This window comes from Rhodanobacteraceae bacterium (assembly GCA_024234055.1).
Classification (GTDB): Bacteria; Pseudomonadota; Gammaproteobacteria; order Xanthomonadales; family SZUA-5; genus JADKFD01.
Map to the genome: position 1 here is coordinate 226,001 of JACKOW010000001.1, position 11,816 is coordinate 237,816.

The 11,816-nt window shown below is 63.5% G+C and carries 10 protein-coding genes; 6 read left to right on the top strand and 4 right to left on the bottom strand.

All coding sequences use genetic code 11. From position 1 onward, the window contains the following. Positions 1-50: 50 nt before the first annotated feature. Positions 51-2,474, top strand: coding sequence for a hypothetical protein (locus H7A19_00975; GenBank protein MCP5473402.1), 2,424 nt, complete (start codon positions 51-53; stop codon positions 2,472-2,474). 84 nt (positions 2,475-2,558) lie between these two features. Here H7A19_00975 and H7A19_00980 read toward each other — a convergent pair whose 3' ends face one another. Beyond that, positions 2,559-2,798, bottom strand: coding sequence for an RNA-binding S4 domain-containing protein (locus H7A19_00980; protein ID MCP5473403.1), 240 nt, complete (start codon positions 2,796-2,798; stop codon positions 2,559-2,561). 66 nt (positions 2,799-2,864) lie between these two features. On the opposite strand from H7A19_00980, the gene cls reads away from it, so the two are divergent. Next, the gene (cls, locus tag H7A19_00985; GenBank protein ID MCP5473404.1) at positions 2,865-4,370 is read left to right on the top strand and encodes a cardiolipin synthase; all 1,506 of its coding nucleotides are present in this window, start codon (positions 2,865-2,867) and stop codon (positions 4,368-4,370) included. A 91-nt stretch (positions 4,371-4,461) separates the two neighbouring features. On the opposite strand, the gene H7A19_00990 is transcribed toward cls, so the two are convergent. The 3 genes from H7A19_00990 to H7A19_01000 are packed head-to-tail and all read right to left on the bottom strand — an operon-like array spanning position 4,462 to position 6,615. After that, positions 4,462-4,992 (bottom strand): GNAT family N-acetyltransferase, encoded by a 531-nt coding sequence (locus H7A19_00990; GenBank protein ID MCP5473405.1) that lies wholly within the window; start codon positions 4,990-4,992, stop codon positions 4,462-4,464. Positions 4,993-4,994: 2 nt separating this feature from the next. Continuing rightward, entirely contained in the window at positions 4,995-5,723 is a 729-nt protein-coding gene (locus tag H7A19_00995; protein MCP5473406.1) for an SDR family oxidoreductase, read from the bottom strand. Positions 5,724-5,754: 31 nt separating this feature from the next. Next, positions 5,755-6,615: an ion transporter gene (locus H7A19_01000; GenBank protein ID MCP5473407.1), complete on the bottom strand. Its 861-nt coding sequence runs from the start codon at positions 6,613-6,615 to the stop codon at positions 5,755-5,757. A gap of 385 nt (positions 6,616-7,000) precedes the next feature. On the opposite strand from H7A19_01000, the gene H7A19_01005 reads away from it, so the two are divergent. The 4 genes from H7A19_01005 (at position 7,001) to H7A19_01020 (ending at position 11,815) form a co-directional block, all read left to right on the top strand. Next, the gene (locus H7A19_01005; protein MCP5473408.1) at positions 7,001-8,248 is read left to right on the top strand and encodes a proprotein convertase P-domain-containing protein; all 1,248 of its coding nucleotides are present in this window, start codon (positions 7,001-7,003) and stop codon (positions 8,246-8,248) included. Further along, a complete protein-coding gene (locus tag H7A19_01010; protein ID MCP5473409.1) occupies positions 8,176-9,519 on the top strand; it encodes an IPTL-CTERM sorting domain-containing protein in 1,344 nt (447 codons plus the stop codon). Before H7A19_01005 ends, H7A19_01010 begins: the two co-directional genes overlap by 73 nt. Positions 9,520-9,849: 330 nt before the next feature. Further along, positions 9,850-11,100 (top strand): hypothetical protein, encoded by a 1,251-nt coding sequence (locus H7A19_01015; protein ID MCP5473410.1) that lies wholly within the window; start codon positions 9,850-9,852, stop codon positions 11,098-11,100. A gap of 40 nt (positions 11,101-11,140) precedes the next feature. Next, the gene (locus tag H7A19_01020) at positions 11,141-11,815 is read left to right on the top strand and encodes a response regulator transcription factor (protein MCP5473411.1); all 675 of its coding nucleotides are present in this window, start codon (positions 11,141-11,143) and stop codon (positions 11,813-11,815) included. The last annotated feature ends 1 nt before the right edge of the window (position 11,816 follow it).

The window sequence follows — 11,816 nt, forward strand, 5'->3', positions numbered from 1 at the left end:
CCATCCGGCTCAACGCAACGCGGGTTCGCACTCGCCAGAGAGATCATGTGATGTCCAATACCCGCGCAAACACCAAATTCATGGGTGCCATGCACCTGGCCCTGACAGCCGCTCTGAGCTTGCAGGTGGCTCAGGCCGCGTTTGCGGCCGAGCTGATCTCGCGGCCAGCGTCGCCAGGTATCGCGCCGCCGGATGGCGATAGCGGCTATGCCCACGCCTCCGACGACGGACGCTGGGTAGTCTTCATTTCCCAGGCCAGCAATCTGGTTGCCGGGGACGTCAACGGATTCCTGGACGTGATTCGCCTGGATCGGCAAACCGGTGCTCGCGAGATCGTCTCTCAGAATGGTGTGACGCCCGCGGATGGCCATGCTGGCTCGGCCAATCTGGATATCAGCAATGATGGCCGCTATGTGACCTTCGATTCCGCCGCCACCAATCTGGTCGCTGGCGACAACAACGGGCGGACGGATCTGTTTCGCAAGGACATGCAGACTGGCGAAATCCGCAGGATGCCCTGGATGGATCCTCAAGCCTCAGGCCCTGGGAACGCGAGCCTGAGCGGCGATGGCAATTACCTGGTGTTTGCCGACTACGCGTCGAACTGGATCAGCGGCGGCGCCAACGCCATGGCGGTGATTCGTCTTGACTGGACGACCATGTCGGCTGAAGTGCTTCCCGCCGCTTTCCCCGTGCAGTGGGGTTCGGTGCAGATGTCGAGCGACGGTCATTGCGTGGCCTATGGTGCCTTGTCCGGAAACTACACGCGTATCCGTGTGCTCGACTTCCTGAATTCCAGGGAGCTTTGGGTGGATTCAACGCCCTCCGGCAATGCCGCCAACGGAGCGACCGATGGCTACAGGATCGCTGCCGATTGCAGCGCCGTCGGCTTCATCTCATACGCGACTGACCTGATGGCCCCGGCAGTGGAACTGCCCTTCGAAATCTATCGCCGTGACCTGCAGACAGGCAGTCTGGCCAAGGTATCCAATCGAGTCGGTGCTCCGGCATTCACCCGAAGCTTCGAGCTGGAGATGTCTGCCGACGGCCTTCGATTTGTTTACGGTCGTTTCAATGAAGACGAGAACGGCTTTCCGCTGGCTCGCTGGCTCGAGTATCGCGACCTGCTGGCCGGTCCCGCCGAAGAGGCGGTTTGGCTGGATGGCACGCCGGATTTTGTCGGCAACGATGGCGTTGTTCTGACCAGCAGCGATGCCGCTGTCGCGGGCGATTTGAACAGCTTCTCCGACGTGCATGTCTCGACTGGCCCGCACTCGCCAGCGCAACTGTTGCTGCCCGCTTTCGATCAAACCCCACGCCCGGTGACAGACGGCAGTTCTGCCATCAATCAGATCGTAGCGCGCGCGGCTGGCGCCGACGGTCGTTGGGTCGTGTTCGATTCGCTGGCGACCAATCTGGTGGCCGGGGTTCCGGAAACCGACACCCGCCGGGACGTCTACCTGCATGATCGGACTAGTGGACAGACCACCCGCTTGCTGGCCGGCTTCGGCATCGAGCCCAGCCGAGATGTCTATCTGCTGGATGTCTCGCGCGATGGCCGCTACGTGTTGCTGCAATCGAACGCGGACAATCTGGTCAGCAACGACGCCAATGGATTGCGTGACGTGTTTCTGGTTGATCGCGTGGCCATGAGCATCGAGTTGGTGACGGTCAACAGCAACGACGAGCAGATTGTGCTGGAGTTCGATTTCCCGCTGCCGGCCCAGATCAGTGATGATGGTCGTTTCGTGGTCTTCGTCAGCTACGCACCCAATCTGACGCCAGGTGACGATGCCGGGCCGCAGGTTTATGTGCGCGACCGCAGTGCCCACGTGACCTGGCGTGCCATGCAAGGCACGGGTCCGGATCTGGATGGTGGTGCCTACCTGATGGATTTCGCCAACAATGGCCACTATGCCCTGTTTTCAAATGATTCCAGCAACGGCGCAGTCTCCTGCTACGTGGCTGGTGTGGACTTGTTGACCCGTGCGCTGGACTGTCCGATCAACGATGAAGTGGGTACACCCATCTACAACCCCGGTACGGCAAGCATCTCGGCCGACGGTCGTTTCCTGTTGTACAGCGACATCTACGAGACCACACCCAATCTGCTGCTGCAGGATCGACAAAGCGGCCAGGTCCAGGTGGTTGATCTGGGAGCGACTCAGGTGACGGAACTCTCCAACTTCGTGATCAGCGGCAACGGTCGTTATGTTGCGGCCACCCGGTTTTCGCCCACTGGTGTACAGACCGATGTCTTCGACCTGATTCTCTCCAGCTGGCTGAGCGCGCCCGCCTCGGCCCCCAGCGATTTCTTCAACGGAGTGCTGGAATACAGCGGAACGGCGATGAACCTCGAGTCTGGACAGGTGCTGGATGCTGCCGATCAGAACGGAGCCGTGCGCGACGTCTACCGCATCGAGTACGTCGGTGACGGCATTTTCGGCGGTGCCTGGCAGGGTGGGATGGAATAGCGCTCCTGTAGGTCCAGACTTGTCTGGACGCTTCTGCATCCATGGAAAGCGTCCAGGCAAGTCCGGACCCACAAGAAGCCGCTGCTACTTCGCCGCCGGATGATCGGCGGCCGCTTGCACCTCGATGCGCTCATCTCCCAGGGTGACCACCTGCCCGGCGCGCATCTTGGCGGTCTTGCGGGTCTCGATGCGGCCATCCACGCTCACTTCACCCGCGGCGACCAGGGTCTTGCCGGCGCCACCGCTGTGGCACAAGCCGCAGAGCTTCAAGAGCTGATTGAGCTCGACATGGTCGCCTTCCAGCTCGAAGGCCTGGGTGGGCATGGGGCTGGCTCTGCAGTTGGGGCCTGCAGTCTCGTCTTCGCGGCGTGCACAAGCAACGGCCGAAGGATGGGGACTGCCGCTGCATGGGCGCATAGACTGGCAGTCCCGGCCCGGCTGCACGGACATCGCTTGAATCCGCACCTGATCTCCACGGTCATCTTGATCGGTCACTGGCTGCTGGTGATCGGGCTGTCGGTGCGTGTGATCACGCGGCGCTTTCCGGTCGGCGTGGCAGTGGCCTGGCTGGCGATCATGTTCAGCCTGCCGCTGGTGGGCGCCGTTGCCTATCTGCTGTTGGGCGAAAAGCGGCTGGGGCGTCGGCATCGGCGCCGCGCCGCCGCGGCCCAGGCAGCATTGCGGGTCTGGCAACAGACGTTGCCAGCGCCCGGCAACCGGCCCGCCGGAGTGGATCAGGCATCGGAACTACAGCGTCTGGCCCGAACCATCTCGGGATTTCCCCCGCAATCGGGGCACCAGGTGAGGCTGCTGGATCACTGCAGCGCCATCTTTGATGTATTGATTGCCGATATCGACAGCGCTCGGCAGTGCTGCCATCTGTCTTTCTACATCTGGCATGCCGAGGGCCGCATGGCCGATGTGCTTGGCGCCCTCCGTCGCGCCGCCGAGCGCGGCCTTGACTGCCGGGCGCTGGCCGATGCGCTGGGAAGTCGAGAGTTTCTGGCCAGTCCCGCCGCGCAGGCGTTGCGACAGGCCGGCGTGGATTTGCGTGCCACCTTGCCCGGGGGACTGTTGGGTGCGCTGTGGTCCAGGATTGATCTGCGCAACCACCGCAAGATCGCGGTGATCGACGGCCGAGTCGCCTACGCCGGCAGCCAGAATCTGGTTGACCCGGCCCACTTCCGGCAGAGCGCCGGGGTCGGAGAGTGGGTGGATGCCATGCTTCGCATCACGGGTCCTGCCGCGCAGGCACTCGACGCAGTCTTCGAGTTCGACTGGAGCGCTGAAACCGGGGCGGCTTTTCGTGGGCCTGTCGCCGACATCCAGGGCGCAGCCGGCAGCGACGGCACCGTGCTGCAGCTGGCGCCGTCTGGACCTGACCTGCAGCCGGAGGTGATTCATGACCTGCTGCTCGCCGCCATCTACGGCGCGCGCCAAAGCATCGCCATGACCACGCCGTATTTTGTGCCTGACGATGCGCTGCTCACGGCGCTGCTGACGGCGGCGCGCCGTGGGGTCGAGGTTTGCCTGATCGTGCCCGCCCGCAATGATTCCCGGATGGTGCGACTCGCCAGCGCCTCCTGCTTCGAGCCGCTGCTGGCCGCTGGGGTGAGCATCGCCCTGTTTCGGGGCGGCTTGCTGCACACCAAGAGCCTGGTCATCGACCGCAGCATCAGTGTGTTTGGCTCGGTCAATCTGGATATGCGCAGCTTCTGGCTGAACTTCGAGATTTCCCTGCTGGTCTACGATGCAGACTTTGCAGCACAACTGCGCCATCTGCAGCAGGGCTATCTACTCGACAGCGATCGAGTCGATCTCGCCATCTGGCGCCAGCGCCCTCGATCCCGGCAGTTTGCCGAGTCGGCGTTTCGCTTGCTGGGGCCGTTGTTGTAGCAATGCAAACAGGTCCGCCGTAGCCCGGGTAAGCGCAGCGCACCCGGGACACCGAGCGGGTCTTCCCGGGCGCGCCTGCGGCTTGCCCGGGCTACGACAGCATTTTCCAGTACACCGTGGTCGGGCACAGGCCGCCGGCGGGCATCAGCGCGTAGCCCGGAATCTCGCCACTGCGCTGCCAGCCGCAGCGGACATACAGCCGTGCGGCGGCACTGTCGCTGACCGTGTCCAGCACCAGCAGGGAGCGGTTTTCTCCGCGCGCGGCGTGTTCCAGTCCTTCCAGCAGTGCCTGCGCCACGCCGCGTCGCCGTGCGCGGCGGTGGACCAGCATCTTGGCCACGTCAGCCCGGTGCGGCTGGTTCTCGGGCATGGCCAGCACGAGCTGGGCCGTGCCGATCACCACGCCCGGCGATGATTCCGCCACCAGCAGGGCGCGCTCGCCACGGGACACTCCATCAGCCACTGTTTGCCAGAAGTGGCAAGCACGTTGCTGGTCGATGGGCAGCATGAAGCCCACCGAGGCGCCACCTTCCACGCAGTCGATCAGCAGCTCCGCCAGTGCCGGGACCGCAGCGCTGGCCTGCACGGCATCCAATCGCCGGATATGCACGGGTTCGTTCATGATCACCAGGGAATGACTTGGCCCTTGAGATCGAAGTAGCCGCCATTCTTGCCTGAATCCAGCTGCTCGATCACCCCGATCAAGCCGGCAACACTTTCCTCGGGCGAGTAGGTGGCGGCGGCGCCACCCATGTCGGTGCGCACCCAGCCCGGATGCAGCACCACGCAGACAAAGCCCTCGGGGCCGAGTTCGACACTGAGGATCTTGTTGATCTGGTTCAGCGCCGACTTGCTGGCGCGGTAGGCATACCATCGGCCATCGGAGTTCTGCACGCTGCCAAGCTGCGAGGACATGTTGACGATTTGCTTGCGCTGGCCAAGACGCAGATTCGGCAGCAGGGCCTGCGTCACCCGCAGCGGCCCGAAGGCATTGACCTGGAAGGTCTGCTCCATCACGCCGAAATCGACCTTGTCGATACTCACATCGCCGCGATCGAACATGCCGGCGTTGTTGACCAGAATGTCGATCGGAACCTCCTTGAGCCGTTCTGCCAGCGCGCTCACGCTGGCGGCGTCGGCCACATCCAGCGCCTCCACGCGATCGGCAATGTCGGCCAACGCGGTGGCGCCTTGCGGATCGCGGGCGGTACCGATCACCCGGTAACCCTTGGCGGCGAACTGGCGGGCGTATTCGAGGCCCAGGCCGCGGTTGGCGCCGGTGACCAGCACCGTGAGCTGTTCCGCTGCCTGCAGCGGGCTGGCCAAGGCCAGCAGCAAGGTCAGGGACCACATCAGCCTCAATCTCATGACGGACTCCTACTGTTCAAGGTGAGCTCACCGCGGCACCTGGTGAGCGTGACTTCAGCAACTCGTGCATCTCACTCATCTGTATCTGCATGGCTGTGATCTGCGCTGCCATCTGTTCGCGCTCGTGATGGGCCTGATCCACCGCCGCCTGGTTCTTCTCTGCATCCCGCCGTTGGCGCTCGCTGCCCATCACTTCGAGGATGGCGCCGACCATCATGTTCAGAAACACAAAGGCGGTGAGAAAGATGAAGCTGAGATAGTAGATCCACGACAGCGGATGCACGCTCATGGTCTCGTACATCACATCGGTCCAGTCTTCGAAGGTGGCCACCCGGAACAGCGTCAGCATGGCGATGGCCACATCGCCCCACAGCACCGGGTTGATGTCCTGAAAGAACAGCGAGCCGATGGTGCCGTAGATGTAGAAGATGATGAACATCAGCAGGGCAATGTAGCCCATGCGCGGAATGGCGATCAGCAGCGAGTCGATCAGAAAGCGCAGCTCCGGCACCACGGAGACCAGACGCAGCATCCGGAACACCCGCAGCAGCCGGCCCAGCAACACGCTTTCGGCCTGATCCAGCGGAATCAGGCTGCCGACCACCACCAGCGTGTCGAACACATTCCAACCGTCGGCAAAGAAGCGCTTCTTGTCGGGATGCGCGGCAAAGCGCAGCAGGATCTCAACCAGAAAGAACAGCGTGACGGCGGCATCCAGATACCCCAGCGACTGGTCGATGCCAGCCGGCAATTCATAGGTGCGCGCGCCTATGGTCAGCGCCGACAGCACGATGATGCTGATCACCGCGGTCTGGAACAGTTTGCTGGATTCGACGGCCTGGATGCGGCCGAGCAGGGTGGGCGTGGCGGACGTCATTGCTGCAGCTTCAGATTTCGGGGATCGGCAAGGCCGAACAGTTTAGGTGTAGGGACTGCAAGCAGTTGTGGAGTTCATGTGAGCACGCCAGCCGCGTTGAGGGTGTGGCGCCGATGCTGGGTCTGCTCGGCTTCGTCGCGGTCCCCGCCACGCCTGGGTCTGCCTGGGGCAGGGTGAAAGCCCGGCGCCAGTCGGGATTACACAAAACAGTCTCGGATGAATTGAAGTGGGGCGGCCGTGGTTCGCCCCGTTCTGACTCCGGCAGTCTCGCGCGACTTGTGACCAAGTTGTTAACGAAGTTAGAATGCGTGCCGAAGCGCGTGCGCCGGATTTCGGTTGCGCGCGCACAAGTCGAGCCGCACCTCTGATGTGAAGGAATTTTCCCATGAGCAAGACGTCCCGCCTGCAGCAGCCCTTGGTATTGGCTGTTGCGCTGATCGCGGCACTCGGATGCGGCAGCCTTGCCGCTCAGAATGCCAAGGAAGACCAATACGCACGCCTGGTGGCCTTGCAGGCGCAGGTTGAGTCCTTGAAGGGCCAGTCCACGCCAGAGTCGCAGCAGGCGCTGGTCGAGGCGCAGACTGAGTTCAACCAGATCAGTGCCAGCATGGGCGGTGATCGTCCCTGTGCCGCGGGCGATCAACCCGCAGAGGGTTCCGTCAGTCGCACCGCGCCACCGTCTCCGACGGGATGCGCGCCCACACTCGCCAATTTCACCAACGCCACCCCGGTGGCGATCCCGACGGGTCCCGCCGTCGTCACCTCGACGATCAGCGTCAGCGGTGCCCAGACCTACCTCTGGGATGTCGACGTCACCACGTTCATCACCCATACCTTCGCCGCTGATCTCGACATCACCATCCAGTCTCCGGCCGGCACCGTCGTCACACTCACCACCGATAACGGTGCGGGCAACGACAATGTGTTCAATGGCACCGTCTGGGACGACAGCGCCAACCCGTTGGGCCAGGTGCCTTACACCTCCAACAACGGAATGGTGACCGATCACGCCTACGTGAACCTGACACCCGCCTCGCCGCTGGTGCCGGAAGAGGCGCTGGCGGCCTTCGTGGGCGAAGACCCGAACGGCGACTGGACCATCACCATCAGCGATGATCTGGCGGGTGACGGCGGCTCGCTGGATTCCTGGTCGCTCGACCTCACAACCTTCGCGGCTGCCCCGATCCAGTCGCCCGTGCAGACCTTTACGCAGGCCACCCCGGTGAATGTTCCCACCGGCCCGGCGGTCGTGTCTTCGACGCTGGCGGTGTCTGGCCTGACGGCGCCGATGTGCAAGGTCATGGTGCGCACCAACGTGACGCACACTTTTGCAGCGGATCTCGACATCACCCTGACGTCGCCCAATGGCACCGTGGTCACCTTGACCACCGACAACGGTGCAGGCAACGACAACGTCTTTGCCGGTACGGTATGGGATGACGAAGCCAATCCCCTCGGACAAGTGCCTTACACGACCAACAACGGAATGGCGACGGACCACGCCTATGTCAACCTGACCCTCGCTTCGCCGCTGGTGGCCGAAGAGTCCTTGGGGCTTTCATGGGTGAGGACGGCAATGGCGACTGGACGATCACGATCAGTGACGATCTGGCTGGTGACGGCGGTGATCTGAATGACTGGGCTCTCGACATCGTGACGTGCAACTGCGCGCAGGCCGATCTGGCAGTCACTCTGACCGATGCACCCGATCCGGTCAGTGCCGGTACCAACCTGACCTACACGGCCACGGTCACCAACAATGGCCCCACGGCCGCCGATGACATCGGCATCAACCTGCCGCTGCCCGCAGGTACCGCCTTTGTCTCGGCCACCCCCAGTGCTGGCGGCGTCTGCAATGCCGCATCGCCGGTGGTTTGTACCTGGGCTGGCAGCACCGCCAATGCCGGCGTGGTTTTCGCCACGATCGTCGCGTCGGTGCCGCCCTCGGCCACCGGTTCGCTCAGCGCGACGGTGACGGCCTCTTCGATCACGTTCGATCCGAATCTGGCCGACAACACCGCGACAGCCGACACCGCAATCGTGGCCACGGCCGATTTGTCCATCACCCTGGCCGACGCCCCGGATCCGGTGACTGCTGGCACCAATCTGGTCTACACCGCAACCGTGACCAATGCCGGCCCGTCCGATGCGAGCGGTGTGACCGTCATTCTGCCGGTGCCGGCCAACACGACCTTTGTGTCGGGCTCGACCACCGGCGGCGGTACCTGCTCGGGTGCGCCGATCGTCTGCACCTTCCCGACCAGCTTCGCGCCAACGACTTCGCAAACGGCCACCATCACGGTCGCGGTGTCGGCTTCGGCACCGGACGGCAGCAGCATCAGTGCGACGGCCAGCGTGGGTTCGGCTTCGACCGATCCGAATGGCGCCAACAACAGCGCCACGGCGACCACTCTGGTCGGCGCCGACGCCAATCTGCAGCTGACGCTGAGTGCTTCCTCGCTGGCGGTGCTGACCAATGAGCCGGTGACCTTCACGGCGGTCAGCCTGAACCAGGGTCCGTCGGATGCGCAGAATCTGTCAATCACGATGACGCTGACGCCGGACTTCCGCTACACCGCGCACACGGCCACCGGCGCCACCTGCACCACACCGCAGGTGGGTAACAGTGGCGTGGTCACCTGCACCTGGGCCGGCGCCACGGCGGTGAATGCCTCGCGCACCTTGAGCGTGGTGGCCTTCAGCAACAACCAGGGCGCCACGGCGGTGAACGCCAGCACGGTGTCGGATACCTCCGATCCGGTGACCGCCAACAATGTGGGCAATGTCAGCGTGCAGGTCGGTTTCCCGATCGAGGAAATCCCGACCGTGAACCAGTACGGCCTGATCCTGCTCGGCCTGATGCTGGGTCTGCTCGGCTTCGTCGCGGTCCGCCGTAACAGCTGAGCCATCAGGTAGGGTGGAATTCCGGCGCCAGCCGGAATTCCACCGAACAAGTCTGAGATGAACTGAAAAGGCGGCCATTGGCCGCCTTTTTCTTTTCGACTGACCATTCCCGCGAACGTATCTCTGGTTTCAGAACAAGCCACGGCCTGCCGCGCGCCGACCGCTTGATCTGCCGAACAAGGGCCGATTCTGCGTTCCCTGCAGTGTCTGTCACCTGCCGTGTTCATGGCAGGCATCCGTGCGCGGCCAAGGCTAGCTTGGCTCATCCCTCCAAGGTGATGCCAAAGCATGTACATGCAATCTGTATTGCGGCTCCTGATGTTCCTCCTGATGGCGCACTCTTCACTGGCGCATGCGCAGGTGCCCCTGCCGAATCAGACACTGTCCGCAGCCCAGCCCGGCGTAGCCGCAGCCCGCTTGTTTGGCCAATCGATGGCCAGCAACGGCCAGTATCTGGCCATCGGCGCGCCGTTCTACTCGGGCGCTTCGGGTGGCACCAGTCCCGGCGTGGTGCTGATCTTTCAGCGCAGCGGCAATACCTGGAATTTCCTGAATGCCGTGCAGGCACCGACGCCGGCGAATGGTGACGGATTTGGCGCCAACGTGATTTTCAGCGGCGCCCAGCTGCTGGTCGGTGCACCGTACAGCACGGTCAACAGCGTCTCCCAGCGTGGCGCGGTTTACACCTACAACATCGTCGCAGGCCTGTACGCGTACACCGAGACCGTCAATCCAGGCATTGCCCCGTCTTCCGCCGACTGGTACGGATTCCATCTGTCCGCCGATAGCGGTTGGTTGGCCATCGGCATTCCCTTTGGGTCACCCAACAATGCCGGGCAGGTGCAGCTGTTCCGCTACGATGGCGATCTGGAACGCTGGGTCTATCACTCCGCCGTCAACGGCGCACAAGCGGGTGGCCGCCACGGCATCCGCGTGCTCATGCGAGGGGATCGACTGCTGGTGGGTGCCACCGAAGAACAGGCCACCGCAAGCACCCGTGGATGGGCCTACGAGTACCAGCGCACCGGCACCGGCCCGACTGCAAGCTGGGCACAGGTTCAGCGTTTTCGACAGACCGCCGGCACCGTTTCGGTGTTTGGATCGGCCTTTGCGCTGTCGCCTGCCGGTACCACGCTGCTGATCGGTGCCCCTTATGAGTTGGCCGCCAATTCCAGCGCGCAGACCGGTGCCGTGTTCGCGTTCACGCGCAACCTCACAGGCCAGTGGGAGCAGAGCGCGCGTATCGATCCAGCGGTCGTCGGCGTCGCCGAGAACTTCGGCACCAGCATCGCCTTCGCCGACGAAACCAGCGCGGTCATCGGTGACGTCCGCGAAGGCTCCGCGCAGGCACTCGGTGCGGCGCATCTGTATCGGCAAGTCACCGGCAACACCTGGAATCGCAGTGCATCGTGGCAGCGGGGCAGCGGCGCCGCGGGCGACTTCATGGGGGCCAGCCTACTGGCGGTCGGAGACCAACTCCTGATCGGCGCCAGTGGCATCGACAACGGGGCGAGCCTCGACGAGGGCCGCGTGTTCGTCTACAACGGCGCGCTGGGCGTCTTTCGAAACGGCTTCGAATAGACGGGACACCACATCGGCAATCAGCCAATACTCCAGACCCATGAGAGAGCCCGAACCGACAACGCCACTGGCGATAGGTATCGTCGAAGACGATGACAATATTCGCGCGGGCGTCTGTCGAGTCATTGGTGGCGAACCCGGTTGGAGCGTACGCTTTGCCTGTGACTCTCTGGAGCAGGCACGCGCAGCGCCCTTGCGCCAGATCGATGTGCTGCTGCTGGACATCGGTCTGCCCGATGGCAGCGGTCTCGACCTGCTGAATCTGGTGGCGCCCGGCGTGCCAGTGCTGGTGATTTCTGCCATCGGCGACGAGGCGACGGTGGTGCATGCGATCGAGTGTGGTGCTGCCGGCTACCTGCTGAAGGATGCACACCCCAGGGACCTGATCGAAGCCATCCGTGCCGTGCTCGACGGCGGGGCGCCGATCTCCCCTGGGGTGGCTGGATATCTGCTGCGGCGGATGCGTGGACAGGCCCTGGCTCAGCGCGCGAGCGGCGAATCCGGCCTGGAACAGCTGACTCCCAGGGAGACCGATGTGTTGCGCGCCCTGACCCGCGGATACAGCTATGAGGAAACCGGTCAGCTTCTGGGCATAGCCCGCAACACCGTGGGTCAGCACATCAAGCAGATCTACTCCAAACTTGCGGTCAACTCGCGCTCGGAAGCGGTGTTTCAGGCCATACAGGCAGGCTGGCTGACGACACGTGGGAGCTGAA